This window comes from Dongia deserti (assembly GCF_003574735.1).
Classification (GTDB): Bacteria; Pseudomonadota; Alphaproteobacteria; order Dongiales; family Dongiaceae; genus Dongia_A; species Dongia_A deserti.
The window spans coordinates 523,558-547,202 of sequence record NZ_QORW01000001.1 but is presented as its reverse complement, the minus strand read 5'-3'; the positions used below and the strand labels follow the sequence as shown (position 1 = coordinate 547,202).

The window sequence follows — 23,645 nt, the reverse complement described above, 5'->3', positions numbered from 1 at the left end:
GAGTTGGAATTCCTGGATTTTCCGGGCTCTACCGGAAATCCGTTGCCGACTAGGACGTATTTCATTCTATTATACGAGTGATTGAAGTATCGCCCGGATCGAGCCCAAAGCATGACCGCAGAAATCCTGATCGCTGACGACCATGCCCTGTTCCGTAAAGGCTTCGGCCTGTTGCTGGGAGACGCCCTGCCCGGGGTGGCCATCAAGGAAGTTGCAGGTTTCGATGCCGCCCTGGACCTCCTGGCCGGCAGCGCGCAGATGACGGGTGCCTTCTTCGATCTCATGATGCCGGGCATGGCTGGGCCGGACAGCATCCGCGCGGTACGCGAGGCCTATCCGGCGCTCCATTTCGCCGCGGTCACCGGGCTCGAGGATCGTGCCCTCGCCCTCCAGGTCATCGACGCCGGCGCCAATGGCTACATTCTCAAATCCTCGCCTGAGGACGAGATCCTACGCGCCGTCAATCGGGTCATGGCGGGCGAGACCTACCTGCCGAGCGTCCTGCCCCAGATGGCGGAAGCCAAGTCTACCTGGACTCCGCCCGAGGTCTCGTTGAAGGCGGAAAAGGTCGCCGATTTGCCGCTGACCCACCGCCAGCGCGACGTGATCAGCCAACTCGCCAACGGCCTCTCGAACAAGGAGATCGCCCGCCAGCTTGGCTTGGCGGAGGGGACGGTGAAGGTGCACCTCGCCGCCATCTTCCGCGTGCTGGCCGCGCGCAACCGCACCGATGCGGTGCTGAAGGCAGCGAAGCTCATCGCGCACTAACGTTGCGTCGACAGCGGCACATCCACCCAGAACAGCGAGCCCTTCGCATCTGACGCGCGCATGCCGATCGTCAGGCCGGCGAGTTCAGCCAGGCGCCTTACGATGGCGAGGCCAAGGCCGAGCCCACCGGCCTCGCGGCCCGGATCCAGCTGATTGTACTCGCCGAAGATGAAATCACGCTGATCGGCGGGAATGCCGACGCCGGTATCGCCGACGATCATGCGCAGCATCGCCCCATGCCGCCGCGCGCCCAGCAGAACTTTGCCGGAGGGTGTGAACTTCACCGCATTGTCCAGGAACTGCCGCAGAATGCGCCGCAGCAGCACCGGATCGCACGCGATCATTGCCCGCGACGAAACCCAGCGGAAGGCGAGGCCGCGGCGCGCGGCCTCCGGCGCGAACTCCTGCGCCAGCGAGCTGAGGACCTCGCTGGCCGGAACGGCGGTTGGAGCAGTGCCGACCAGGCCGCTTTCGAGGCGCGTCCATTCGACGATGTTCTCGAACGTCGCCTGGATCGATCGCACGATCCGCGACAGATCGGCGACGATTTCGCGCGAATCCGGATCCTGCGTCCGGCGCTCCAGCGCGCCCGTCATCAGGCTCAGGGCATGCAGCGGCTGGCGCAGATCATGGGTGATCCTGGACAGGAATTTTGCCGTGCCAGCATCCGCGCGGGCCACCTGAACCTGCGCGGGCTTGGCGGATGGTATCCGGGAAAGATCGCGCACCAGGCCGGCGAAGATGCGCTTGCCGTCCAGCCAGGCTTCGCTGATGGTGATTTCCGCCGGGAACGTGCCGCCATCCTTGCGCCGGGCCGTGACTTGCCGGCTGGTGCCGATGATGCGCTTCACGCCGGTCTCGCGGTAGCGCCGCAGATAGGCTTCGTGGCGGCTGTGATCCGGCTCCGGCATCAGTATTTTCAGGTTGCACCCGATGATCTCGGATGCCGAATAGCCGAACACCGCTTCGGCGGCGCGGCTGAAGCTGGTGATCGTTCCATCTTCATCGCTGGTGATGATGGGATCCGCCACGGCGTCCAGGATCGCAGCCAACTTTGCGCGCTGCTCCTCGCGGCTTGCTTCGAGCCGGCGGCGGTCCGTCACGTCCTCCATCACGCTGATGATCCCGATGATCGCGTTATCTGGATCGCGCAGTGGTGTCGCGTTGATGACGAGATCGCGCAACGCTCCTTCGTCGTTGCGGCGTTGCGCAGGCAGGTTCTGGATCTCGTTGCCGGCAAGCACCCGCTGGCGGATCGACGCGTCCTGCGCTGCATGCTCGGGCCCCACGAATGGCGCCTCTCCGCCTTCGACCGCGCTGCGGCGCCAGCCGAAGACCCGCTCTGCGCCGCGGCTCCACAGGCTGACCTTGCCGTCGGGCGTGGAGCTGACGATGGCCAAGGGCACGGCGTCCATGATTGCACGAAGCGCCTGCAAGGTGGTCTGGCGGGCGCGATCGCTGGCACGCTGCTCCTCGGTGAAGAGGCTGGCGAACAAGGCCGGCACGATGATCGCAAGCAGGTAGGCCTGCCGTTCCTCCGCCGGTGCCATCGCGCGCTGAACCGCGTCGTATTGCGGCCACAGATCCAGGGTGGTGACCGCCATGGGCAGCAAGGCTACCACGACGCACAGCAGCGACGTGGCGCGGAAATCCAGCCGCAAGGCGGCCCACAGAACCACCGGCAGGCTCAGGAGCGACGGAAACCCGTCGGTCGCGTGGCGCGCGATCGCCGCGAGCAGCACGACCAATGCCAGGACGAGCAGTGCTTCCCGCCAACGGCTCAGCAGCAGCTTGTAATCGCCGGGCGCCGCATGGACCAGCGACAGGAGGAACGGCAGCAAGACCGCAGTGCCGACGGCACTCGCAATCCACCAGGCGAGGAATGCCTGCGTTGCCGGCAACGAGCCGTCACCGGAGAGCGCGACGCCCGCCATAACGACGGCGCCGGCAATGGGGGAGAGCAAGGCAGTCCACAGCAAGACCTGCACCAGGGCCCCAGCCGTTGCGAGCCGCACCGCATCCGGCGCAAACCGCACCAGCAGGAAGCGGGCCAGCGCCGCATGGAGAACGCCGGCGACCGGCACCAACACGGCCGGTGCGACAAACGGGCCGGCGACCAGAAGATAAGCGAGCAGCATGCCGAGAGCGCCGGCTGCCAGATTGATGGCCAGGGCGTGGTCGGCGCGATCCAGCACCAGAAATATCAGCAAGGCATCGGCAAGCCACAGCGGCGAACCGTCAATGCCGGACGCCATGGCCAGGCTGAGCCAGGCCAGCAGGAAGCAGCCAACTCCTCCCAGCAGGACGCGACCCCATTCCGGCACCGGTTCAACTCCGTCTGGCTTTTTCCCGCCGCCACCATAACGCAAGTGGCTGGAATGCCATCCAAAGATCAAGCTCTAGTCCCTTCGGGCTACGGGTCGATAGCGCTGGCGGTTTAAGCCGTCGCGGCGAATTGTCGCTCTGCCATGCGGGTCTTACCTTGAATGCCATGACGCAGCCCGCGGGTGGAGAGCGATCGTGTTCGCCGAGGTGATCAGGGGCAGGTTCCGGGAGGATAAGACAACCGATGCGGCGCCCTATGCGCTGCCGGTATCGGCCGAGATCGGCTTGCCGGTGCTCGACCAGGCGCATACCGCCCTGCTGGCGCGCCTCAACGCGGCGCACCGCGCTCTGGTCTCCGGCGACGAACCGCGTGCCCGGCTGCAGCTTGACATGCTGCGCTCGGATCTCGCGGTCCACTTCGATATCGAGGAGCAGATCATGCAGGCGCTCGGCTTCGCCGATCTGCGCCATCACATCCGGTATCACGCGGCGAGCACGGCGCAGTTCGACGAGATCTGCCGCGTTTCGCTTTCGCGCGGCTCGCTTACCGTGGGCGACCTCGATCTTTGCTTCCAAAGCCTGATCGACGAGATGCTGCGCGGCGATATCGATCTCAAGAGCCACTTCCAGTCCATGGGCTCCAGGCCGGCTACATCGAGGCGAGGTGCATGATGGATCCGGTGATCTCCCGGCTCAGCGAACTCGGTGCCAAGGGCGGCGCGCTTGCCATGCTCGCCGCCTTTGCCGCTTTCGTCGTCTCGCACGATCCGATCGCGCTGCTCGTCTTCCCGATCCTGATCAGCATCGTGCAGCTGCTCTGCCTGATCGAAGGGCCGTGGACCGCGCCGATGATGCAGAGGCTGCCCGTCGCGATCAGGGCGCAGCGGCGCCTGCCTCGCTAGCTAGCTCATCACGCCTGGCTCAAGGCTTGCCCGGCTTGCTGCGCGCAGGCTGACGCGCGCGGCTCTTGTGCGGCAGCTCGGGGTAGATACAAGCCAGAACCGCATCGACTTTGATGCCGTCGCTCGACAACGGCAGGATCAGCTTGCGCTGGGCGACCACGCCGCGCTTGCTGAGCTCGACCTCGGTCTCGTAGTAGGCGGGAAGCCCGGTATCGATTACCACGCGATATTGCGGAAGAATGCTGCTGCGCTCCCCTTCGGAGGTCATGGCTTCGATGCCCGTTCCGGCACGTGGCGTGCCGAACATCGTGGCTATTTCGGGGCCGAGCCAGCGAATACGGAAGTCTACAAGCTCGCCCGGAACGTCGATCAGCATCAGATTGTCGGCCCAGCGCGTCATGTCTGCAGGATCGAGGTCATCCGGCCTCGGCATGCGCCGGCCCTTCAGCATGCCATGCCAGAACCGGAACAGCGCAAGCAGTCGCTGATCACGGATCGCTACCGGATTCTCGATATCGACAAGAGCCATCGTCCAGTTGCCGGATCATGCCCGGCTGATTGCAAATGATTTCAACAATGTCTTCGCCGCGCAGAAATGACCAGCGCGCGACCAAAGTAGAGCGGAGCGACTTAGCGTCGCTCCGCCCGCAATGCAACCATAAAGACGAGGCGATAGTGACTTTACGCCACTGCGCTCTTTGCGCCGCTGAGCTTCGGCTGCGTGGCCAGCGCCTTTTCATAGAGCGCGATGACCTGGGCGCGCTCCTCGCCTGCCAGCTCCAGGCGCGGCGCGCGCACCTTTTCGCTCCCGAGGCCCACCACCTGCTGGCCGAGCTTGATGTACTGAACCAGCTTCGGCGACGTATCGAGGTGCAGCAACGGCGTGAACCAGCGATAGAGCGCGCGTGCTTCGGCGAATCGTCCGGCCTGGCACAGGTTCCAGAGCGCGACCGATTCCTCGGGGAACACATCGGTCAGTCCACTGACCCAGCCTTCGATGCCGAGCGCGCTGCTTTCTAGCAGCAGGTCATCGACGCCACAGAACAGGATGAAGCGGTCGCCATGGAGATTATGCAGGTCCGTGATGCGGCGCGGGTCGTCGGAGCTTTCCTTGATCGCGACGATGGTCTTCTCCGAGGCGAGCTCGGCAAAGGTCTCCGGCTTCACATCGACGCCATACACCGGCGGATTGTTGTAGATCATGATCGGCAGATCGCTGGCGCGGGCGATGGCGCGGAAATGCTGCAGCGTCTCGCGCGTGTCGGACTTGTAGACCATGCCGGGCAGGGCCATCAGGCCGTCGATGCCGATCTTCGCCGCGTCCCTCCCGTATTGCGCCGCTTCGGCCGTGGTGAACTCGGCGACACCGGAGAGGACCGGAATACGGCCATTCACCACCTCCTTGGCGGCGCTCAGCACTTTGCGCTTCTCCTCAGGCCGCAGGGAGCAATTCTCGCCCACCGTTCCCAACATGATGAAGCCGTGAACCCCGCCCTGTATCAGGCGCTCCATCAGCTTCTGCGTGGCCGGGATGTTCAGGCTTTCATCGGCGTTGAACTGGGTCGTCACGGCGGGGAAGACGCCGTTCCATTGGGGTCGCGCCATTCTGCTCTCCAAGGGCTGAAAACAAGGTCGTCGCTGTATATTGTATACAATCTCGCTTCATGTCAATATGGGCGCCGGAGAGGAGAAGTCAGATGGATTCAGGACTGCCCGTCAAGCGCACGATCGCCGATCAGGTCGCCGAACTGGTGCGCCAGCGCATCCTGACGGGTCAGCTGAAAGGCGGTCAGCCGATCCGCCAGGAACATTTGGCGACGGAGCTGGGCGTCAGCCGCATTCCCCTGCGCGAGGCGCTCAAGCAGCTGGCGGCCGAGGGCTTCGTCACTATCACGTCGCATAAGGGCGCGGTGGTGGCGGAGCTCTCGATCGCGGAAGTCGAGGAGCTGTTCGATATCCGCCTGAAGCTCGAGACCTGGCTATTGCAACTGGCAATTCCCGCCATGATCGAGCGGGATCTCGCGGCGCTCGAGAAGAATCTGGAGGAGCAGCGTCGCCCCGACATCCTGCCGCGCTGGGGCGACGTCAATTGGCGCTTTCACGAGGTCATGTACCTGCCCGCCGGCCGGCCGATCACGCTGAAGCTGCTGAAGAACATCCATGACAAGATCGACCGCTATCTCAGACTCGAAGTCACCATGCGCTCCGGCTTCGACCGCGCGCTGCGCGAGCATGACGGCCTGATCGCCTTCTGCCGATCGCGCGATGTGCCGGCGGCGGTGTCGCTGCTCGAGCGTCACATCCGCGACACCGCGCGTGGGCTGATCGCGTCGCTGAAGGTGCAGTAGCGTCAAGCGGTGATCCGCTCGCTCGACACCACCGCAGCGAACCGATCCGCCAGCTCTGCCAATGCGATGCGATGAACCGTGTCCGCCGGGATCGGCGCGCCGCCATCGTGCGCGGGCAGTGCGCGCGTCGCGGTCGCGTCGGCAATGACCGTGTTCTGGTAGCCTAGGTCCAGCGCCGCGCGCGTCGAGGCGCTGATGCACATATGCGTCATGAAGCCCACCAGGATCAGGTTGCGGCGGCCGCTTTGCTGCAATCGCTCGTGCAGCTCCGTGCCTGCGAACGCGTTGGGCAGGCGCTTCATGATCACTGGCTCGCCGGCAATAGGCGCCGCTTGCGGCAGGATTGCGCCGCGTTCGGTGTCCGGATCGAACAGAGTGCCCGCTTGTCCTGTCTGGGCGACGTGGAAGATCGGCGTGCCGGCCGCGCGTGCACGCTCCAGCAGCGCCGCAATCCGCGCCAACGCCGGTTCGATTCCGGGCAGTGCCATCTGCCCGCTGCGATATTCGCCCTGCGCATCGATGATGACGAGCGCGGCCTCGGCCAACCGCGCCGGTGCGAGCGATAGCCCGCGCATTTGCAGAAGGGTCTGGGGCATCGTCGCGTTCATCTCCGGTCTCCTCTTGTGGCGCGATGGGCTGAGGAAGAAGATAGTGCCCGCCGCGTTCTTTCACAGCGGAGAGATGCGCGGATGAGGCTGCGTTTTTGCAGGGTGGAGAGCGTGCGATATGGAAAATTGGGATGGCTGGCATACGCTGCTGACGGTCGTGGAAACTGGCACCTTGAGCGGCGCGGCAGCGCAGCTGCACATCGATGCCACCACCATCGGGCGGCGCTTGAGCCGGCTGGAAGCAAGGACCGGGCGGCGTCTGCTGGTGCGGCGCGGCGGCAGGCTGGAACCGACGGCAACCTGTCGTGCCTTGCTGCCGCGCCTGGAAGAAGCAGCGCAGCAGATCGACTCCGCACGCACGCTGGCGGCGGGCGAGGGCGCCAAGGCGCCGCGCCGGCCGGTGCGTATCACCAGCCTTGCCTTCTTATGCGATCATCTGCTGGCGCCGCAGATCGAGACGCTCGCCGCCGCCCGCCAGCCGATCGAGTTGCTGGCGGAGGACAAGAACCTCAATCTGGCGCGGCGCGAAGCGGATTTGGCGCTGCGTCTCGGTCCGCCGCAAGGTTCGCGGCGCGGCGCACGGCAGGTCGGCTGGGTGCGCTATGCCATCTATGCCGCCATCGACCGCGATCCGGGAAAGCTGCCGTGGGCCGCGCTGGACGCCGCGCTCGCGCCCTTGCCGGAGGTTCGCTACGTCGAAGCGCAGGCCAAGGATGGCGGCATCCAGTTCCGCGCCAGCAAGCTCGAAACCCTGGCGGTAATGGCGGCCGCCGGCGCCGCGCGCGTGGTGCTGCCCCATCTGATGGGCGACCGCCATCCCAGGCTGCAGCGCGTCGGCGATCTTTCGGTGCTGAAGCGGCCGCTCTGGCTCATCTCCGGCACCGACAAAGCGCAGTCGCCGCACGCCGCAGCCGTGGCGCGGCGCATTGAGCAAATCGCGAAGGCAGCGCTCAAGAGCTGAGCGATATGCGGGTCCCTAGCGTGACTTCACTCGCCAGGGCTCGATCTGATCGATTGTTCCCACAAGCCCGAAATAATCCTCCAGGGCAACGAACTGCTCGACCAGATCGCCGCCGCGCCGCAACGGAAAGATGCCGAACTCGTAATCCACCATGCCGCCCGCGCTACGCGGGACGGTCGTCGATCCGAACAAGGGCATGCCCGATCGATAGACCGTCAGATAGTGCTTCTGCCACGGCTGGTCCGGCTCGGCGCTCAGGAGTTCGTCAAGATAGTGGCCGGTGATATCGAGGCCGGTGATCTCCGTCACCTTGGTGCCCTGCAATCGATACCGGACCCGGAACGGATCGTGCTCCACCTCGGCGATCAGGATGTTGGGAAGCAGCGCCTTCAGCTCCAGCGGGTCAAGCGTGCTGCGATCCGGCACGCGTGACGGCCCGCCCTTGCGGCACCACCACTGATTCAACTGCTGCACCAGGCTTGATTTGCACCGCGCGGCATCCGTCCAGACAGGCATTGAAGTGCTCTTGGCAGTATGAGTGCGGTCGAAGAAACACCGTCATGGTTTTATACAGGTGTACGCCGCCTCCTTCCAAACACTCGAAAGTCGCATCAACGTTTGTCCAGCACCCGCCGCATGTCCTTGAGCAGGGCCATGCGCGCCTTGTCGTTTTGCGCCTGATCGAGGATGCGACGCAGCTCCAGCGAGAAGGCGGCGAGCTCGTTGTGCCAGTCCCAGCCCTGCTTGGCCTCCTCCGTGCGCACCGGCTCGAGGCGCGGGGTGCTGGCCACGGCAAGCGCGCCGGCGGCGCGATCGAGCTGATAGCGCTGGTCGAGATCGGGCACGATCACCTTGTCGGGCTCCAGGCCGAGGGTCAGCACATTCTCCCGCATGCCGGCCAACGCCGTAGTCTCGCCATGGATCAGGAACAGGCCGCGCTGGATCGGCAACCGCGCTTTCACCCAGGTCAGCAGATCGCCGCGATCGGCGTGGCCGGAATAGATCTCCAGCTTCCTGATCTTGGCTTTGACCTGGATCTCCTCGCCCATGATCTTCACTTGCGCGGCGCCGTCCTGCAACAGGCGGCCCAGCGTGCCAGGCGCTTGATAGCCGATCAGCAGCACCGTGGTGCGCGGATGCCAGAGATGATGCCGCAGGTGATGGCGGATGCGTCCTGCATCGCACATGCCGCTGGAGGCGATGATGATGGCCCCGCCACTGATGCGGTTCAGCGCCATGCTCTGATCGACCGTCTCGACGTAGTGCACGTTGGGCGCGCGGAACGGGCTGCCGGCCTTGGGATCGACGTCGTCCAGCAGGTGAAGGTGCCGCTCGAACACTTCGGTCGCGCGCGTGGCGAGCGGCGAATCGAGATAGATCGGCGCCGTCGACAGCTTGCCGCGCGCCATCAGATAGACGAGATCGCCGATCAGCTCCTGGCTGCGCTCGATGGCGAAGGCGGGAACGATCAGATTGCCGCCCACGCCGAGTGCCTGCGTGACGTCGCGCGCGATCGCGGCGCGCCGCTGATCGTCATCGAGATGCGGGCGCTCGCGGTTGCCATACGTGGACTCGCACAGCACGTAGTCCACACCTTGCGGGCCGCGTGGCGATTGCTGCAGGGCACCGTCCTGCGGACCGAGATCGCCGGAGAACAGGATGCTGAAGTGCGGCAGGTCCGCAGCGCCGGTTTCCACTTCGAGCTCCACCGACGCGGAGCCGAGGATGTGCCCGGCATTCCACCAGCGGCCGCGAATGCCTTTGGCGACGGGCTGCCAGGTCTCGTATTCCACCGCGCGGATGTGGCGCAGGGTCGCCTGCGCATCCTCCATGGTGTAGACCGGCTGGAGCTCCGGTCGATCCCGGCGGCGGTTCTCGCGGTTCAACCGCTCGACTTCCGCCTCCTGGATGGAGGCGGAGTCCGGCAGCATCCATTCCAGCAAGTCGCGCGTGCCTTCGGTCGCGAAGATCGGCCCCTTGAAGCCGGACTTGACCAGCTTCGGCAGCATGCCCGAATGGTCGGTGTGCGCGTGGGTCTGGACCACGGCGTCGAGGCGGACCGGTTCGGACGGCAAGGGCTGGTAGTTCAGCTCCTTCAGGGTTTTCGGTCCTTGGAACATGCCGCAACCACGGCGATGCGCGCCGTTGGCGTTTCCAGCACATAGTGCGATCCGGTGACCGTTCCGGCGGCGCCATGGAACGTCAGGGTAGCACTCATCGTTATTTCTCCCGCGGGGCTGTGCTATGACTGGTGGCCGCGATCATACGGTCGACACGGAATCCACGATAGGCTTGAACGGAATGCAATTGGACGAGACGCCGGTCGCATCATTGGGTGATCGCTCCTCCCTGGCTTTGTTCCTCGATATCGACGGCACGCTGGTGCCGATCGCGCCGACTCCGGCTGAAGTGCGGCCATCACCCGAACTGTCCGGGCTTTTGACGCGCGCCGCCACGCATCTTGCGGACGCGCTTGCCATCGTGTCCGGCCGTGAAATCACCTCGATCGATCAGGTGACGCACGGGGTCGTGCCGTATGCCGCCGGCAGTCACGGCGCGGAGTTCCGTCTGGGACTTGGTCAGCCGGTCCTGCGTCCAGGACCGCAGCCCGACATCGCGGGCCTCGAAACGGACGTGCTGGAGTGTATGAAGGATTGGGCCGGGCTGCTGATCGAGCCGAAGCGTGCAGGTCTGGCGGTCCACTACCGCAAGGCGCCGCATCTGGGTCCCCGCGTGCGCGATGAACTGGAAGCGCTGCTGGCGCGCCGCGGGCAAAGGGACCTGGCGCTCCTGCAAGGCGACCATGTGGTGGAAGTGCGCTCGCCCGCGCACAACAAAGGCGAGGCGGTGCGCCGCATCATGCATGAGGCGGTCTTTCACGGGAAGCGCCCGGTCTTCATCGGCGACGACGTGACGGATGAAGACGGCTTCCTCGTCGTTCAGGAGCTGGGCGGCACGGCCATCATCGTCGGGGAACGACGCCCGACCGTGGCGACGCACAAGCTCGCCTCCGTCGCCGCCGTTCTGGACCTGCTATCGAAACTCTAAGCCGCGGCGCGTGCCTGGCTGGCCATGAGGCGCGTGGTGAAGCTGGTCCACCAGGCCTTCACGTCGTTGCGGGTGATGGTGTCCATGGCGGTGCGCCAGCGTGCCTGGCGTTCCTCCAGCGGCATGACGAGCGCCCGGTGCATCGCGTCGGCGCATTGGTCGACGTCGAAGGGATTGACGATGAGGGCGCTGCCCAGCTCGGCCGCGGCACCGGCAAAGCGGGAGAGGATCAGCACGCCAGGGTCGTTTGGATCCTGTGCGGCGACATATTCCTTGGCGACCATGTTCATGCCGTCGCGCAAGGGCGTCACCACGCCGACCGCCGCCATGCGACAGAAGCCCGCCAAGGACTGGCGTGGATACGTGCGGTTGATGTAGCGGATCGGCGCCCAATGCACTTCCGAGAATGCGCCGTTGATCCGTCCGCTGAGGCGGTCGATCTCGCGCCGCAGATCGCGGTAGCTCGCGACGTCGGTGCGGCTGGGGGAAGCGATCTGCACCAACTCGAATTGGCCGCGATGCTCCGGATGAGCGCGCAAGAGCTCCTCGCAAGCTTCGAAGCGGCTGGGGATGCCCTTGCTGTAATCCAGCCGATCGATGGCGATCAACAGCTTGCGCGAGCCCAGCCCCTCCTTGATCTGCTGGCACTCCGGTTTGCTCAGCGCCTTCTCCGCCAGACCCGCAAAGACGCGCGTGTCGATGCCGATGGGGAAAGCACCCGCCTCGATGGTGCGGTCGAAGCAGTTGATCGTGCCGTTGGCCCCGATCGTGCCGCCGACCTCTTGGCGCACATAATCCTTGAAGCTCTGCAGGTCGCGCTCGGTCTGGAAGCCGACCAGGTCGGCGGCGGCCAGTCCGCGCATCAGCGTGCCGAGGCCGGGCAGAACGGCCAGAGTGTCCACGCCAGGCAACGGAATGTGCAGGAAGAACCCGATCTTGTTGGTGACGCCTCGCTTGCGCAATTCGCCGGCCAGGGTCAGCAGCTGGTAGTCATGAATCCAGATCGTATCGTCGGGCTTCAAGTGCGGGATCAGCATCTCCGCGAAGCGCGCATTGACCGCGAGATAGGTCTGCAGGGCCGACCGCGAGAACTTGACCAGGCCGATGCGGTAGTGGAAGAGCGGCCAGAGCGTGCTGTTGGCGAATTGATTGTAGTATCCGTCGAATTCGGCCGGCGTCAGGTCGAAGACCGCGAACTCCATCTTGCCCTTGGTGTCGGTCTGGCATGTCGGCTCGGGCGTCTCGGAGAGCTCGCCGCTCCAGCCGAACCACAATCCGCCGCTGCGTCCCAGCGCCTCGCGGATGGCGACGGCAAGGCCGCCCGCGCGCTGGATGCGCTCGCTGGGCAGGATGACCCGGTTGGAGACGACGACCAGGCGGCTCACGATGCCACCTCCCAGCTCATGCTGAGCTTGATGGCCGAGTTGATGAGGCCGACCAGCGAATAGGTCTGCGGATAGTTACCCCACAATTCGCCGGTCGCGATCGCGATGTCTTCGGACAGCAGGCCGTGCTTGTTGCGGCGCGTCAGCAGGGTCTCGAACAGGGCGCGCGCTTCCTCGCGGCGCCCGAGTGCCACCAGGGCGTCGATGTACCAGAACGTGCAGATGGTGAAGGCGGCCTCCGGCCGGCCGAAGTCGTCCGGCACCACATAGCGGAACAGGAAATCGCCGCGCTTCAGCTCTTTTCCGATCGCCTCGACCGTCATCCGGAAGCGCGGGTCGTCAGCCTCCAGGAAGCCGAGCGGTTCGACGAGAAGCATGCTGGCATCCAGTTCATTTCCATCGAATGTTGAAACGAGCGACTTGCGCTTTTCGTTCCAAGCGCGCTTAAGAATGGTCTCGCGCAGCCGGTCGGCGGAGGATCGCCAGCGATCGACGCGATCGTCACGGCCCATCACGGCCGCGATCTTGGCCAGGCGGTCGCACGCCGCCCAGCTCATGATCGCGGAGAAAGTGTGGATCGCCGCGCTGGTGCGCAGCTCCCACGGACCGGCATCGGGAAGCTCAAACACCTCTTCCGCTTTACGGCCGATGGCTTCGAGCTGCTCGAATAAGGCGGCGTTGGCGCTCTGCCGGATCAGGCGCTTGTCGAAAAAGACGTGGGTGCAAGCCAGCACCAGGCTGCCATAGACGTCATTCTGCAGCTGGATATAAGCCTGATTGCCGATCCGCACCGGTCCCATGCCGCGATAGCCGTTCAAGTCCGGGCTGATCGTCTCTTCCAGATGCGATTCACGTGTGATGCCATAGACCGGCTGGATGCCGCCGTCGCGCGCGTCATCGACGATGTCGGTGATGAAGCGGATGTAGTCTTCCATGGTACGCGTGACGCCGATCGCGTTCAGCACGCGGATCACGAAGAACGAATCGCGGATCCAGCAATAGCGATAGTCCCAGTTGCGTTCCGTGTTCGGCGCTTCCGGGATCGAGGTGGTGAGGGCCGCGACGATCGCGCCGGTCTCCTCGAAATTGCACATCTTCAGCGTGATGGCGGAGCGGATGACCGCTTCCTGCCACTCGAACGGGATGGAAAGACCGCGCACCCAGGTATGCCACCAGTCGAGCGTGGCCTCGAGCTGATTGCGGCCGACATCGCGCACGTCTTCCAGCACGCTCTCATCCGGGCCCAGCACGAACCACACATCATCGCCGAGGCGGAAGCTGCGCTCCTCCAGCAGGTACGCGATCGGCGCATTGGTCGTCACGCGCAGGACCTGGCGCGGTCCGACGAAGCGCATGTGGTTGCTGCCGCGGGTGATCTCCGGAATCATGGAGCCATTCGCCATCCGCGGCTTGATCCGGACCGTCACGATCGGCCGGCCGGAGACCGGGCGGATGCGCCGCATGATGGTGGGCGGCCGGAACATGCGCCCGAAGCGCAGGAAACGTGGGCAGTAGTCGAGGATCTCGATCGTGTTGCCGCCGCTGTCGGTCACCAGCGTCTCGAGAACCGCGGAATTGTCGACATAGCGCTGGGTGGAACTGGCGACGTCCTTCATCTCCACCGTGAAGGCGCCCTCATGGCTGTTGTCGCGCAAGAGTGCGCAAAAGACCGGGTCACCATCGAGTCGGGGAAAGCAGGACCAGACAATCGAGCCCGAGGAGTCGATCAATGCTGAGATCGCACAATTGCCGATAACGCCGAGTTCGAGATTTCGATCAGCCATTCCACGCGCTTGCAAAATTGTTCCAGGAGCGATTCTCAGCCGAACCGCGAAGCCTCGGCGCCACCCTATGGTCATCGATGCGGTGGATCAACCCTAGTTCGGCATTTGGGGGCGGCCACGCGGAACGGCTGCAACATGGTGTGAGGTGACAGAGCTCTGCCACACGGAGCGGCGCAGAATGGCCACAGTGTGTGGCCTCAGCGCACCGCGTCAGGGAGTCCGGCCTTCTTCCGCGCGATGAAGTCCAGCAGGGCTTCGTCGATCGCGGGGTCCAGCGGCGGAGCTTCATATTGCGCTAGCAGCTTGCGGGCGCGCTCGGCGGCGCGTTGGTTGGCGTCCTTGGCGCCTTCGGCCTCCCACTGCTCGAAGCTGTTATTGTCGGCGATGGTCGACGTGTAGAACGCGGTCTTGAAATTGCGCTGGGTGTGCGCGCAGCCGAGATAGTGTCCGCCCGGGCCTACTTCGCGCACGGCTTCGAGTGCAAGCGCTTCATTGGAGAGGTCCGGCCCCTCCGCGAAGATCTGCAAGGAGGCGAGCTGGTCGGCGTCCATCATGAACTTGGCATAGCCGGCGGAAAGCCCCGCTTCCAGCCAGCCTGCCGTGTGCATCACGAAGTTGGTGCCCGCCATCAAGGTCGGGATCATGGTCTGGACGGATTCGTACGCCGCTTGCGCGTCGGCGATCTTCGAGCCGTTCAGCATGCCACCAGTCCTGACCGGCAGCTTGTAACGCCGTGCCAGCTGACAGCAGGCATAGATCATCATCGCTGGCTCCGCCGTTCCCATCATCGGCGCACCCGATTGCATGGAGACGGTGGTGACGAAGCTGCCATAGACCATGGGCGACCCCGGCCGCTCCAATTGCCCGTACGCGATACCGGCCAGCGCTTCGGCATTCAATTGCGCGATCGCACCTGCCGCGCTGGCTGGCGCCATCGCACCCGCCATGATGAAGGGCGTCACCAGCACAGCCTGGTTGGCGCGGGCATAGACGCGCAGGGCGGAGAGCATGCTCTCATCCCACACCATCGGCGAGTTGCAGTTGACGATGGACGTCATCACCGTATTGCCGGCATCGATGAAGTCGTCGCCGAACAGGATGCGCGCCATGGTCACGCAATCCTCGGCGCGCTCCGGCGCCGTCACGATGCCCATGTAGGGCTTATCGGAGTATTTGATGTGGCTGTAGACGATGTCGAGATGCCGCTTCGGCACAGGCACATCGACCGGCTCGCAGATCACGCCGCCCGAATGGTGGACGTTCGGCGCCATGTAGGCGAGCTTCACGAAATTCTGCAGATCCTCCAGCGTGCCGTAGCGGCGCTTGTTGTCCAGGTCGCGCACGAAGGGCGAGCCGTAGGTTGGCACGAAGATGGTGTTGCGTCCGCCCACCGTGACGCTGCGCTCCGGATTGCGCGCCCGCTGCACGAATTCGGACGGCGCCTTTGCCAGGATTTCCATCAGCAGGCCGCGATCGATATGCACGCGCTCGCCGACCACCTTGGCGCCAGCCTTGCGCCAGGCCTCGAGCGCGACGACATCGCGGAAATCGATGCCGACCTCTTCCAGGATGGTCATGGAGGCTTGGTGGATGCGCTCCAGTCCCTCTTCGGTGAAGTACTCGTAATCGGGAATGCCTCGCACGACCGGCCGGCGCTGGACAATGGGGGCGGAGCCGCGTTCGTGGTGGCGGCCCTGTGTGCCGCCCCGGCGTCTGGTGATCGCTTCCGCACCCATGGTCCCGACCCTGATCTGGTTGTGATGGCAGGATGTTAGCCCAGCCCAACGCCGCCGGTTAAGGCATGGAAAGTTCCGGCCTCGGGTGAGTTCTGCGCAAGATAGCTAGCCTGAATGATGTGGCAGACATCAGTATACAGATCATTGACATCATATTAGAGCTCATGAATATCATAAAGGTGGCACCAGACGTTAGAATGGATGTTCTGCGTATGATCTCCTCTGCCCAGATTCGGGCCGCCCGGGCCCTCTTGGGGATCGACCAGCGCAAGCTGGCCGAGTTGTCGGGCCTTTCGGTCCCGACGATCCAGCGCATGGAGGCGAGCGAAGAGGTCGTGCGCGGCAATGTCGATTCGCTGATGAAGCTGATCTCGGCACTCAACGCGGCGGGCATCGAGCTGATCAGCCCCGGCGCAGCCATCGCGGGCAGCGGGCGCGGCGTGCGGTTCAAAGAATGAGCGCCGCCGCACTGGTTCTTCTGTGCGTCGTCGAACGGCGAAACCGTCCATCATCATGGCGCGCAGCAACTGCGCGCGGGGCGGAGCTGTCACGTCGAGCGTATCACTTACGCGATCCGTCCTCGTTCCAGTGACCGCTGCCGGAGGCGGTGATCGAAGGCAACATCGTCGCCGAATTCCCGCTCTGCAACAAAAGCTTCAACTGCTCCTATTCGGGCCACGATCTCTGAGGCGGATGCGATGAACAAGCTGCTCCTTCCATCCTTCGTCCTGCCGCCGGTCACGGAGTCGGCGCCGGCAGCGGACGAGGCGGTGCTGAAAGAGGTGGCCGCCAACGTGGATGCGGTAGCGTGCCGCAGGCTCGGCCGCTCGCTCTCCATCCGCGAGGTCGATGCCGGCTCCTGCAACGGCTGAGAACCGGAGATCCACGCGGTCAGCAACGCGCTCTACGACCTCGAGCGCTTGGGCCTGCGCTTCGTCGCTTTGGCCGCGACATGCGGACGTGTTGCTGGTGACGGGACCGTTGACCCGCACCATGCGCGAGGCGCCGGAGCGGACCTGCCGCGCGACGCTGAATCCCAAACGGGTGGTCGCGATCGGCGATTACGCCGTGGATGGCGGTCTGTTCGCCGGTTCCTATGCCTGCGCGGGCGGCATCTCCGCGGCAGTTCCTGTCGATCTCCATATCCGCGGCTGCCCGCCCAGCCCGACGCAACTGTTGAAAGGCTTGCTGGCTCTGCTGCAACAATAGGGTGGTTGCGGGAGCGTCGGCCAATCGCCATTTTGGCGTGGTCGACTGACGGCGAGGGCAGTTCATTGCGGCGAGAGGAACCAAGGGGGATCCCGTTCCGCCGGCCATCCGGCTTGTGGCACCGGTTGGTGCGGGCGATGCGATTCCGCTTGCTGATCCCGCTGATGCGCAGCCGGCACACGCCGGAATGGTCAGCGCGCGCCGCCCTGGTCGGGCTGATCTGGGCCTTTACCCCGTCCGTCGGATTTCAGATGCCGCTGGTGTTCGGCACCTGGCTGGCGGCGCGGCGTCTGTTCAACTGGGAGTTCAGCCTGATCCAGGGTCTCGCCTGGACGTGGGTTACCAATCCTTTCACGGCCGTGCCTTGCTATTACGCCTTTTTCATCACGGGGCAGGTGATGCTCGGCCGGTGGTCGGATCTCAGCGGCTACGAATCTTTCCAGCGCATATTCCACGCGGTCTTCGCCGACGACTTCACGCTGGTAGGCGCGACCAAGGCGGTCTCTCAGGTGCTGCTGCTGGAATGGGGCACCGCCTTATGGATCGGCTCCATGCCCTGGGCGTTGCTGACCGGCTGGATCGGGTATCGCCTGACCTTGCGTTTCGTGACCGCCTATCGCCACGCGCGGGCGCGGCGGATGGAACGGCGCCTGAGCAAAGGATTGCCGGTGTAGCCAAGTTGGGCCGCTTGTCCCGCGCCCGCCGCTTCAGTAGCGTGCAGGCCGACCGAAGATCGAGGGGGACAGAATGGCGCGCCGCACGGCACAGCCCGCAGCGAGGGCCGCGACGAAGGCGTCGCGCGAACTTGCCCGCTTCCTGAAGGCTCATCCGCATGTCACGCAGCTCGATGCATTTCTCGCCGACATGAACGGCGTGCCGCGCGGCAAGCGCTTTCCGGCGCATGAGGCGGCGAAGATCTGGTCAGGCGGCGTGCAACTGCCGTTCTGCCTCTATTTCCTCGATGCGACCGGCGAAGATCTCGATCCGGGCGGACGCTCGGAGGCGCGCGGCGATCCGGACGGCAATGCCTGGCCGGTCGCGGGCACACTAGCGCCAGTGCCATGGGCAAGCGAGCCGACCGCGCAGGTCCTGCTCACCATGCCGGATCAGGAAAACCAGCCTTGCCTGGTCGATCCGCGCCAGGTGCTGGCGCGGCTGCTCGCGCGCTTCGCCAAGCGCGGCCTCACTCCGGTCGTCGCGGTGGAGATGGAATTCTATCTGATGGACCGCAAGCGCGGGCCGATGGGCGAGCCGCTGCCGCCGATCTCGCCGGCGACGGGCGAGCCCGATTCGACGCGTCAGCTCTACAGTATCGGCGGGCTGGACATCTATGCCGACTTCGTGCGCGACGTCGCAGCCGCGGCGAGGATGCAAAACGTGCCGGCTTCCACTGCCATCGCGGAGAACTCCCCCGGACAGTTCGAGATCAACCTGCGCCATGATGTCGATGCGGTGCGGGCCTGCGACCACGCCGTCCTGCTGCGGCGTATCATCAAGTCGATGGCGCCGCGCCATGGTTTTTCCGCCAGCTTCATGGCCAAGCCGTATCTCGACCGCGCCGGCAGCGGCATGCATGTGCATTGCAGCCTGGTGGATGCAAAGGGCCGCAACGCGTTCGATGACGACGGGGAGAAGGGGACAAAGCTCCTGCGCCATGCGATCGGTGGATTGGCGGCGACCACGGCAGAGGCGATGGCGCTGTTGGCGCCGAACATCAATTCGTACCGCCGCTATCGGCCGGGCTCGCTGGTGCCGATGGGCGCCACATGGGGCTACAACAATCGCTCGGTCGCATTCCGGATTCCGACCGGATCGCCCAAGGCGCGGCGGATCGAGCATCGCATCGCCGGCGCCGACGCCAATCCGTATCTGGCGCTGGCCGCGACCCTCGCCGGCATGCTGCATGGCATGGAGCGCAGGATCGACCCGGGGGCGCCGGCCATCAATGATGTCAGCGCGCGCATCGATTCCAGGATACCGTTCCAATGGCACGAAGCAATCGCGAAGCTGCGCAAGGCGAAGGTCCTGTCGGACTATCTCGGCGCCGATTACTTGGCGCTCTATGCCGATGCGAAGGCTGCCGAGTTGGCGAAATTCAACAACGCCATCTCACCGCGGGAGCATGAGTGGTATTTGTGACGACATAGTCATCATATCGTCATGGTCGTGCCAGCACGACCATGACGATAGAAGAAAGTGCTTGGATGAGTACAAACTCAGATGTCCTCATCGTCGGCGCTGGCCTCGCTGGCGCGACGGCGGCGGAAGCTCTGGCGGCGCGCGGCTTTTCCATCTCCGTGCTGGAGGCGCGGGAAAGGGTGGGCGGGCGTGGCTTTGCACGCAGTTTCGCTGGCGGTGATGAGTCTCTGGAGTTCGGCGGTGCTTGGATCACACCCTGGCAGAGGCACATCCGCCAGGCCTGTGCGCGGCACAATGTTGCCTTGCGCCAGCGAGCGCCGGTGACCGAGCGGCGCTGGTTCCGCGATGGGGCGCTGCATCGCGATGCGCCCGCCTCCGCAAACGATTTGCCCCAGCATGAGCGCTGCTTGGCGCAGATCGCGGCCGACGCACGCCTGCTGAAGAAAGGCGAAACACAGGATAGGGCGGGCCGCTCCCTGACCAATATCAGCTTCACTGCGTATCTCGCGCGCATGGCGGCGCCGCGGTCCACTCGCGATCTCTGCAGCGCTTGGTGGACCGTCAGTGGCAATGGTGACCCGGCGCGTGTTCCCGCCTCGGAGTTCCTGTCGAGCTGCGCCTATGGCGGCGGTGCGCCCGACAGCATGATCGAGGTCTGGGCTGATACGTTGGTCGGGGGCGTCGCACTGTTGGCAGAGCGCATGATCGCAGCGTCGCGCGCGACGCTGATCCGCAGTGCTCCAGTGGCTAGGATCGCGCATGAGGCGGACGGCGTCACAGCCGAGACCCCGGATGGCCGCTCCTGGCGCGCCAAGGCCGTCTTGATCGCGACCGGCATCAATCCGCTCGCCGGGATCGAATTCGCTCCGCCGTTACCGGCCCCCCAAGTAACCGCCCTGGCGACCGGTCATATCGGCGCCTCGGTGAAGATCTGGGCCAAGGCCGCGGGCGTGCCGGTCGGTGTGCTCGTCACCGGTGGCGGCGATGGCATCGAATGGATGTTCTCGGAACGCACCGCGCAGGACGGCGCCACGCTGATCGTCGGGTTCGGCTTGGCCGCGCAGTTTGATCCAACGGCTCCAGGCGCCGTCGCGCAGGCCATCGCGCGCTTTTTTCCGGAAGGGCGACTGCTGGGGTATGACTGGCACGATTGGGTCGGCGACCCGTTCGCGCGCGGCACCTGGATTGCGCCGGTGCTGGGCGCAGAGGATGTGCTGCTGCCGGCCACCTGGCGCAGGATCGGTCCGCTGGCCTTTGCCTCCTCCGACATCGCGGTGGAAGGGGCCGGCTGGTTCGAAGGAGCGATGATCGCTGGCTTGCGGGCGGCCGACGAGATCGCGGCTTTCATGACAACGCGTTAGCGCAAGTCGAGCACGCGCACACTTAACGGCGCACGACTGTCTGCATGCGCTCGGTTCGCCCGCCGAGCGGTGAAGGACTTGTGGCCGCGTTCGCGACGAATCCGGACGGAACCCGCACCTGCTCGTTCGATGAGAGCCGGTTGTCGCGCGCCAGGTCGCGCAGGTGGTTGAGCCAGGCGGCCAGATCGGCGGCGTCCTGCTGACCGTTCTTGGCGCCATATTCGTCGGCGAAGATGCGCAGCACCTCGCACTGGTGCGTCGCGCCTGCCTTCATGCCGGGCTCCAGTGGCGCGCCTTCCATCGCCACGGTGTACCAGTCGATCCGCGTGCCGTTCTTGGTACGGCGCCTGCGCTCCAGCGTGTTGAATGGTGGCAGCTCACGCCATCCGTAGCGCTTCTGCTTGAACAGCGAGCGGACGAGCAATCCGTCGGCATTGATCTCGAGGTGATAATAGGGACTGCCCGGCAGCAGCTTCAGCACGGCGCTCGCGATGCCGCCCGCGCCGATCAGGATGAACGGCACGCCGAACAGCGGGAACAGGCGGCTCAGCCAGAACTCCGTATCGCTGGAGTCGCTGAAGCTTCGCGTGTCGGTGGTCACTGCGGCGCTTACGGTCCAGAAGATCGCAAACCCCAAAAAGGCTCCGAAAAACAGAATCAGCGGAATCTGCGCGCCTCTGCGCGGCAGCAGGCGGATCGGCAGGCGAACGTGCTGGTCCATGCTGCTAGCCCCGGCTTGGCCGGTTCTTGCGGATGATCGCGATGATGATGAGGCAGAAGGTGACGAGGCGCGCCAGGTAGATGAGCGGCTGCGTCTCCTCGGAGAGGTCGGCGAAGCCCAGAACGAACCGCGCCAGCGCGTCCAGCCCGAAGGCCCCCGCGAAGAACAGGAAGAAGCTGTCCCGGGTCTGCCGCCAGAAGCGGAGGAAGAACAAAGCCGCCACGCCCGAGGCCATGGCGACCGCACCCAGAAGAACTGCGCTGACCTGATCCATCATTCGGCATCCCAGACAAGGCCGTAGAGCAGAACGGCCATGGCGATCAGGGCGACGGAGGTGCGCCAGATCGAGAGGTCCTCAGTGAGAACAATCTTGTCCAACACGAGGATGAGATTGTTGAGGGTGAGCCCGGCGAAGCACAGCCCGCTCCACAGCAGCAATCGGTATCGGCTGCGCAGATAAGCGCGGAACAGCAGGAACGCGCAGACAAAAGCCGCCACCGCGCATAGCAAGTAGATGATCGGCGCCATCCTAGTTGTCCTTTCGGAACTTGAATGCGTCGGCAAACTGCCGGATCCGACGCGGCTTGCCGTGGATCAGGTTGGTGATCGGGATAAGCTGCTTGCTATAGAATTCCGCCAGCCGGTCGATCATCGCCAGGGTCTCCGCCGATTGGCCGGCATAACGGTAGAGGTCGTTTTCGCTGGCGATCAGCCCTTCTCCGCAGAGCTGGGCGAGCACCTCGCCCGCCTGAGCCTCGCTGGTGTAGAGCCGGGCGGCAACGGCGGGCACATCCCACGAAGTCTGCGGATTGGCACGCAACAGGAGAAGCGCCTCAAGATGCGCCACGGAATCGATGTAGCGGAGGATGAAATCCCGCAGATCCGCGGGGATCGGCTCATCCATCATTTCAACCCGTATTGAATCTCAAAAGACCCCGGAGGAATCGCCATGTGCGATGGCGTGCCTGATGGCAATCGACAACAAGATGAGCGGAAATGCAACCTAGGCCAAAGTCTCTCCTCATGCCCACACCCCGCTGAGGCGCGACAAGACTGGCAGTGGGCGGAGACAGCGGGCGTGACTAGGATCACGACCCCTCAGCCTTTTATTCTTGGCCGCGCTCGGCCGATCACGCTAAAAAGACGGCCGACGGGGATTCCGCAGGCTGGGGGCAGTGCTCCAAGCCATTGGGCCAATTAACAAATTTGCGACTCAGGGGGAGCATGCGAACCATCAGCCTGGCGATATTCCTGTTCGCCTTCTGGCTCGCCTTGTCGGGGCACTACACGTTCGCTCTGGTCGGCGCCGGGCTGCTGAGCGCCGTGCTCTGCGCGCTCGCCGCCCGGCACATGTTGGTGGTCGATCCGGAGGGCCACCCGTTTCAGCTCCTGAAGGGCATGGTCACCTACCTTCCTTGGCTGGCGTGGGAAATCGTGAAATCAGCCTGGGCGGTCACCAGAATCATTCTGCATCCGGGCCTGCCGATTTCACCCACCATGACGCGCGTGCAGGCCAGCCAGCGCAGCGCCGCCGGAATCGCGACCTACGGCAACTCCATTACCCTCACACCAGGGACTCTGACAGTCGGGCTCACGAATAGCGAGTTGGTCGTGCACGCCCTCACCAGAGATGGCGCGCTGGACCTGGAGTCTGGGCGGATGGATCGCCGCGTGTCCAAGTTCGAGGGCACTCTATGATGTTCGCCGGCGCTGCTGCAGCACTGCTGGTTGCTTTCGCCCTCGCCGCCTTGCGGGCCATCAAGGGACCGACCGTGTTCGACCGGGCGCTCGCCGGCAACACGGTGGGATCGCTCGCCATTCTGCTGCTCGCCGTATTCGGTTTCCTGACCGGGCGGCCGGAGTTCCTCGACATCGCGCTGACCTACGGGTTGCTGAACCTCATCGGTACCCTTGCGGTCCTGAAATTCTTCCGTCATGGCGACCTCGCCTACGATGCAGACGAGGGGAAGGAGCCATGATGGCACTGCTGATCGACGTCGCCAGCGGCGTGCTGATCGCCGCCGGCTGCTTCTTCATCCTTGTGGGCGCGTTCGGCCTCGTGCGCATGCCGGACGTCTATACCAGGGCGCACGGCACCAGCATCATCGACACGGTTGGCGCCGGATTCCTCCTCATGGGGCTGATGCTCCAGGCGGGTTGGAGCCTGGTGACGCTGAAGCTGCTGTTCGTGCTGGCGATCTCCTTCTTCACGCTGCCGGTGGTGGCCCACGCGCTAGCCCAGGCCGCCTTGCATGAGAACATCACGCCCAAGCTTGCCGAGGACCGCCGCACGCGCGCGCTGGGCAAGGATGCGCCGACGGGAACAGGCGACGAGTCCGGAAAGGCATAG

Annotated in this window: 29 protein-coding genes; 15 read left to right on the top strand and 14 right to left on the bottom strand. The window is 64.8% G+C overall.

The window, feature by feature from the left end; all coding sequences use genetic code 11:
* Positions 1-111 precede the first annotated feature (111 nt).
* Positions 112-768 carry a LuxR C-terminal-related transcriptional regulator gene (locus DTX69_RS02705; protein WP_119299924.1) on the top strand — a complete coding sequence of 219 codons (657 nt, stop codon included), beginning with the start codon at positions 112-114 and terminating at the stop codon, positions 766-768.
* Here DTX69_RS02705 and DTX69_RS02700 read toward each other — a convergent pair.
* Positions 765-3,092 (bottom strand): PAS domain S-box protein, encoded by a 2,328-nt coding sequence (locus tag DTX69_RS02700; RefSeq protein WP_119299923.1) that lies wholly within the window; start codon positions 3,090-3,092, stop codon positions 765-767. The two genes, DTX69_RS02705 and DTX69_RS02700, sit on opposite strands and share 4 nt — an antisense overlap.
* Before the next feature lie 196 nt (positions 3,093-3,288).
* On the opposite strand from DTX69_RS02700, the gene DTX69_RS02695 reads away from it, so the two are divergent.
* Complete coding sequence (locus DTX69_RS02695) at positions 3,289-3,765, top strand: bacteriohemerythrin (protein ID WP_119299922.1); 477 nt, start codon at positions 3,289-3,291, stop codon at positions 3,763-3,765.
* Entirely contained in the window at positions 3,762-3,995 is a 234-nt protein-coding gene (locus DTX69_RS02690) for a hypothetical protein (protein WP_162916560.1), read from the top strand. The genes DTX69_RS02695 and DTX69_RS02690 overlap by 4 nt, the downstream gene beginning before the upstream one ends.
* Positions 3,996-4,014: 19 nt before the next feature.
* On the opposite strand, the gene DTX69_RS02685 is transcribed toward DTX69_RS02690, so the two are convergent.
* Together DTX69_RS02685 and DTX69_RS02680 are read right to left on the bottom strand one after the other, a co-directional pair.
* A complete protein-coding gene (locus DTX69_RS02685) occupies positions 4,015-4,524 on the bottom strand; it encodes a PAS domain-containing protein (protein WP_119299920.1) in 510 nt (169 codons plus the stop codon).
* Positions 4,525-4,676: 152 nt separating this feature from the next.
* Positions 4,677-5,600 carry a dihydrodipicolinate synthase family protein gene (locus tag DTX69_RS02680; protein ID WP_119299919.1) on the bottom strand — a complete coding sequence of 308 codons (924 nt, stop codon included), beginning with the start codon at positions 5,598-5,600 and terminating at the stop codon, positions 4,677-4,679.
* Positions 5,601-5,692: 92 nt separating this feature from the next.
* On the opposite strand from DTX69_RS02680, the gene DTX69_RS02675 reads away from it, so the two are divergent.
* Positions 5,693-6,343: a GntR family transcriptional regulator gene (locus DTX69_RS02675; RefSeq protein WP_162916558.1), complete on the top strand. Its 651-nt coding sequence runs from the start codon at positions 5,693-5,695 to the stop codon at positions 6,341-6,343.
* Between the two features lie 2 nt (positions 6,344-6,345).
* Here DTX69_RS02675 and DTX69_RS02670 read toward each other — a convergent pair whose 3' ends face one another.
* Complete coding sequence (locus DTX69_RS02670) at positions 6,346-6,951, bottom strand: cysteine hydrolase family protein (protein ID WP_119299917.1); 606 nt, start codon at positions 6,949-6,951, stop codon at positions 6,346-6,348.
* Positions 6,952-7,069: 118 nt separating this feature from the next.
* On the opposite strand from DTX69_RS02670, the gene DTX69_RS02665 reads away from it, so the two are divergent.
* Positions 7,070-7,912, top strand: coding sequence for a LysR family transcriptional regulator (locus tag DTX69_RS02665; RefSeq protein ID WP_119299916.1), 843 nt, complete (start codon positions 7,070-7,072; stop codon positions 7,910-7,912).
* A gap of 15 nt (positions 7,913-7,927) precedes the next feature.
* Here DTX69_RS02665 and DTX69_RS02660 read toward each other — a convergent pair whose 3' ends face one another.
* The 3 genes from DTX69_RS02660 to DTX69_RS30535 form a co-directional block, all read right to left on the bottom strand.
* Positions 7,928-8,428: a PAS domain-containing protein gene (locus tag DTX69_RS02660; RefSeq protein ID WP_119299915.1), complete on the bottom strand. Its 501-nt coding sequence runs from the start codon at positions 8,426-8,428 to the stop codon at positions 7,928-7,930.
* A 95-nt stretch (positions 8,429-8,523) separates the two neighbouring features.
* Positions 8,524-10,032, bottom strand: a complete 1,509-nt coding sequence (locus DTX69_RS02655; protein ID WP_284735502.1) for an MBL fold metallo-hydrolase RNA specificity domain-containing protein — start codon at positions 10,030-10,032, stop codon at positions 8,524-8,526.
* Positions 10,008-10,130 (bottom strand): hypothetical protein, encoded by a 123-nt coding sequence (locus DTX69_RS30535; protein WP_284735501.1) that lies wholly within the window; start codon positions 10,128-10,130, stop codon positions 10,008-10,010. The genes DTX69_RS02655 and DTX69_RS30535 overlap by 25 nt, the downstream gene beginning before the upstream one ends.
* An 83-nt stretch (positions 10,131-10,213) precedes the next feature.
* On the opposite strand from DTX69_RS30535, the gene otsB reads away from it, so the two are divergent.
* The gene (gene otsB, locus DTX69_RS02650) at positions 10,214-10,960 is read left to right on the top strand and encodes a trehalose-phosphatase (RefSeq protein ID WP_162916556.1); all 747 of its coding nucleotides are present in this window, start codon (positions 10,214-10,216) and stop codon (positions 10,958-10,960) included.
* On the opposite strand, the gene DTX69_RS02645 is transcribed toward otsB, so the two are convergent.
* The 3 genes from DTX69_RS02645 to DTX69_RS02635 form a co-directional block, all read right to left on the bottom strand.
* The gene (locus tag DTX69_RS02645; RefSeq protein WP_119299913.1) at positions 10,957-12,345 is read right to left on the bottom strand and encodes an alpha,alpha-trehalose-phosphate synthase (UDP-forming); all 1,389 of its coding nucleotides are present in this window, start codon (positions 12,343-12,345) and stop codon (positions 10,957-10,959) included. The two genes, otsB and DTX69_RS02645, sit on opposite strands and share 4 nt — an antisense overlap.
* Positions 12,342-14,129 carry a glycoside hydrolase family 15 protein gene (locus DTX69_RS02640; RefSeq protein WP_119299912.1) on the bottom strand — a complete coding sequence of 596 codons (1,788 nt, stop codon included), beginning with the start codon at positions 14,127-14,129 and terminating at the stop codon, positions 12,342-12,344. The genes DTX69_RS02645 and DTX69_RS02640 overlap by 4 nt, the downstream gene beginning before the upstream one ends.
* Positions 14,130-14,326: 197 nt before the next feature.
* The gene (locus DTX69_RS02635) at positions 14,327-15,865 is read right to left on the bottom strand and encodes a trimethylamine methyltransferase family protein (protein ID WP_119299911.1); all 1,539 of its coding nucleotides are present in this window, start codon (positions 15,863-15,865) and stop codon (positions 14,327-14,329) included.
* Positions 15,866-16,077: 212 nt separating this feature from the next.
* On the opposite strand from DTX69_RS02635, the gene DTX69_RS02630 reads away from it, so the two are divergent.
* The 6 genes from DTX69_RS02630 (at position 16,078) to DTX69_RS02610 (ending at position 20,574) form a co-directional block, all read left to right on the top strand.
* Positions 16,078-16,323: a helix-turn-helix domain-containing protein gene (locus tag DTX69_RS02630; protein ID WP_119300043.1), complete on the top strand. Its 246-nt coding sequence runs from the start codon at positions 16,078-16,080 to the stop codon at positions 16,321-16,323.
* 240 nt (positions 16,324-16,563) lie between these two features.
* The gene (locus DTX69_RS30900) at positions 16,564-16,737 is read left to right on the top strand and encodes a hypothetical protein (RefSeq protein WP_322090874.1); all 174 of its coding nucleotides are present in this window, start codon (positions 16,564-16,566) and stop codon (positions 16,735-16,737) included.
* A gap of 97 nt (positions 16,738-16,834) precedes the next feature.
* Positions 16,835-17,074 (top strand): NADH-quinone oxidoreductase subunit B family protein, encoded by a 240-nt coding sequence (locus DTX69_RS30895; RefSeq protein ID WP_322090873.1) that lies wholly within the window; start codon positions 16,835-16,837, stop codon positions 17,072-17,074.
* 137 nt (positions 17,075-17,211) lie between these two features.
* The gene (locus DTX69_RS02620; protein WP_119299910.1) at positions 17,212-17,748 is read left to right on the top strand and encodes a DUF2062 domain-containing protein; all 537 of its coding nucleotides are present in this window, start codon (positions 17,212-17,214) and stop codon (positions 17,746-17,748) included.
* A 73-nt stretch (positions 17,749-17,821) separates the two neighbouring features.
* Entirely contained in the window at positions 17,822-19,213 is a 1,392-nt protein-coding gene (locus tag DTX69_RS02615) for a glutamine synthetase family protein (RefSeq protein WP_119299909.1), read from the top strand.
* A 65-nt stretch (positions 19,214-19,278) separates the two neighbouring features.
* The gene (locus DTX69_RS02610; protein ID WP_162916547.1) at positions 19,279-20,574 is read left to right on the top strand and encodes a flavin monoamine oxidase family protein; all 1,296 of its coding nucleotides are present in this window, start codon (positions 19,279-19,281) and stop codon (positions 20,572-20,574) included.
* Positions 20,575-20,596: 22 nt separating this feature from the next.
* Here DTX69_RS02610 and DTX69_RS02605 read toward each other — a convergent pair whose 3' ends face one another.
* Genes DTX69_RS02605 through DTX69_RS02590 form a run of 4 tightly spaced genes read right to left on the bottom strand, consistent with a single transcriptional unit; the run spans position 20,597 to position 22,199 of the window.
* Positions 20,597-21,295 (bottom strand): hypothetical protein, encoded by a 699-nt coding sequence (locus DTX69_RS02605; protein WP_119299907.1) that lies wholly within the window; start codon positions 21,293-21,295, stop codon positions 20,597-20,599.
* Between the two features lie 4 nt (positions 21,296-21,299).
* Positions 21,300-21,572: a DUF5985 family protein gene (locus DTX69_RS02600; protein WP_119299906.1), complete on the bottom strand. Its 273-nt coding sequence runs from the start codon at positions 21,570-21,572 to the stop codon at positions 21,300-21,302.
* Positions 21,569-21,823, bottom strand: a complete 255-nt coding sequence (locus DTX69_RS02595; protein ID WP_119299905.1) for a DUF5985 family protein — start codon at positions 21,821-21,823, stop codon at positions 21,569-21,571. Before DTX69_RS02595 ends, DTX69_RS02600 begins: the two co-directional genes overlap by 4 nt.
* A 1-nt stretch (position 21,824) precedes the next feature.
* Positions 21,825-22,199 carry a hypothetical protein gene (locus DTX69_RS02590; protein ID WP_284735500.1) on the bottom strand — a complete coding sequence of 125 codons (375 nt, stop codon included), beginning with the start codon at positions 22,197-22,199 and terminating at the stop codon, positions 21,825-21,827.
* A 320-nt stretch (positions 22,200-22,519) separates the two neighbouring features.
* Here DTX69_RS02590 and DTX69_RS02585 point away from each other — a divergent pair, with 320 nt between their 5' ends.
* Genes DTX69_RS02585 through mnhG form a run of 3 tightly spaced genes read left to right on the top strand, consistent with a single transcriptional unit; the run spans position 22,520 to position 23,645 of the window.
* Positions 22,520-22,993, top strand: a complete 474-nt coding sequence (locus DTX69_RS02585; RefSeq protein ID WP_119299903.1) for a Na+/H+ antiporter subunit E — start codon at positions 22,520-22,522, stop codon at positions 22,991-22,993.
* Positions 22,990-23,274, top strand: a complete 285-nt coding sequence (locus DTX69_RS02580) for a monovalent cation/H+ antiporter complex subunit F (RefSeq protein ID WP_284735499.1) — start codon at positions 22,990-22,992, stop codon at positions 23,272-23,274. Before DTX69_RS02585 ends, DTX69_RS02580 begins: the two co-directional genes overlap by 4 nt.
* On the top strand, positions 23,271-23,645 hold the full coding sequence (gene mnhG, locus DTX69_RS02575) for a monovalent cation/H(+) antiporter subunit G (protein ID WP_119299902.1): 375 nt from the start codon (positions 23,271-23,273) through the stop codon (positions 23,643-23,645). The genes DTX69_RS02580 and mnhG overlap by 4 nt, the downstream gene beginning before the upstream one ends.

What these genes read in the sequence shown, in the direction of transcription:
- DTX69_RS02670 (WP_119299917.1), bottom strand. Translation starts at nt 6,951, where the DNA reads ATGAACGCGACGATGCCCCAGACCCTTCTGCAAATGCGCGGGCTATCG.
- DTX69_RS02660 (WP_119299915.1), bottom strand. Translation starts at nt 8,428, where the DNA reads ATGCCTGTCTGGACGGATGCCGCGCGGTGCAAATCAAGCCTGGTGCAG.
- DTX69_RS02610 (WP_162916547.1), top strand. Translation starts at nt 19,279, where the DNA reads ATGAGTACAAACTCAGATGTCCTCATCGTCGGCGCTGGCCTCGCTGGC.
- DTX69_RS02585 (WP_119299903.1), top strand. Translation starts at nt 22,520, where the DNA reads ATGCGAACCATCAGCCTGGCGATATTCCTGTTCGCCTTCTGGCTCGCC.
- DTX69_RS02655 (WP_284735502.1), bottom strand. Translation starts at nt 10,032, where the DNA reads ATGTTCCAAGGACCGAAAACCCTGAAGGAGCTGAACTACCAGCCCTTG.
- DTX69_RS02675 (WP_162916558.1), top strand. Translation starts at nt 5,693, where the DNA reads ATGGATTCAGGACTGCCCGTCAAGCGCACGATCGCCGATCAGGTCGCC.
- DTX69_RS02685 (WP_119299920.1), bottom strand. Translation starts at nt 4,524, where the DNA reads ATGGCTCTTGTCGATATCGAGAATCCGGTAGCGATCCGTGATCAGCGA.
- DTX69_RS02605 (WP_119299907.1), bottom strand. Translation starts at nt 21,295, where the DNA reads ATGGACCAGCACGTTCGCCTGCCGATCCGCCTGCTGCCGCGCAGAGGC.
- mnhG (WP_119299902.1), top strand. Translation starts at nt 23,271, where the DNA reads ATGATGGCACTGCTGATCGACGTCGCCAGCGGCGTGCTGATCGCCGCC.
- DTX69_RS02595 (WP_119299905.1), bottom strand. Translation starts at nt 21,823, where the DNA reads ATGGCGCCGATCATCTACTTGCTATGCGCGGTGGCGGCTTTTGTCTGC.
- DTX69_RS30535 (WP_284735501.1), bottom strand. Translation starts at nt 10,130, where the DNA reads ATGAGTGCTACCCTGACGTTCCATGGCGCCGCCGGAACGGTCACCGGA.
- DTX69_RS02640 (WP_119299912.1), bottom strand. Translation starts at nt 14,129, where the DNA reads ATGGCTGATCGAAATCTCGAACTCGGCGTTATCGGCAATTGTGCGATC.
- DTX69_RS02635 (WP_119299911.1), bottom strand. Translation starts at nt 15,865, where the DNA reads ATGGGTGCGGAAGCGATCACCAGACGCCGGGGCGGCACACAGGGCCGC.
- DTX69_RS02620 (WP_119299910.1), top strand. Translation starts at nt 17,212, where the DNA reads ATGCGATTCCGCTTGCTGATCCCGCTGATGCGCAGCCGGCACACGCCG.
- DTX69_RS02600 (WP_119299906.1), bottom strand. Translation starts at nt 21,572, where the DNA reads ATGATGGATCAGGTCAGCGCAGTTCTTCTGGGTGCGGTCGCCATGGCC.
- DTX69_RS02665 (WP_119299916.1), top strand. Translation starts at nt 7,070, where the DNA reads ATGGAAAATTGGGATGGCTGGCATACGCTGCTGACGGTCGTGGAAACT.
- otsB (WP_162916556.1), top strand. Translation starts at nt 10,214, where the DNA reads ATGCAATTGGACGAGACGCCGGTCGCATCATTGGGTGATCGCTCCTCC.
- DTX69_RS02590 (WP_284735500.1), bottom strand. Translation starts at nt 22,199, where the DNA reads ATGGATGAGCCGATCCCCGCGGATCTGCGGGATTTCATCCTCCGCTAC.
- DTX69_RS02680 (WP_119299919.1), bottom strand. Translation starts at nt 5,600, where the DNA reads ATGGCGCGACCCCAATGGAACGGCGTCTTCCCCGCCGTGACGACCCAG.
- DTX69_RS30900 (WP_322090874.1), top strand. Translation starts at nt 16,564, where the DNA reads ATGAACAAGCTGCTCCTTCCATCCTTCGTCCTGCCGCCGGTCACGGAG.
- DTX69_RS02705 (WP_119299924.1), top strand. Translation starts at nt 112, where the DNA reads ATGACCGCAGAAATCCTGATCGCTGACGACCATGCCCTGTTCCGTAAA.
- DTX69_RS02580 (WP_284735499.1), top strand. Translation starts at nt 22,990, where the DNA reads ATGATGTTCGCCGGCGCTGCTGCAGCACTGCTGGTTGCTTTCGCCCTC.
- DTX69_RS02690 (WP_162916560.1), top strand. Translation starts at nt 3,762, where the DNA reads ATGATGGATCCGGTGATCTCCCGGCTCAGCGAACTCGGTGCCAAGGGC.
- DTX69_RS02615 (WP_119299909.1), top strand. Translation starts at nt 17,822, where the DNA reads ATGGCGCGCCGCACGGCACAGCCCGCAGCGAGGGCCGCGACGAAGGCG.
- DTX69_RS02630 (WP_119300043.1), top strand. Translation starts at nt 16,078, where the DNA reads ATGATCTCCTCTGCCCAGATTCGGGCCGCCCGGGCCCTCTTGGGGATC.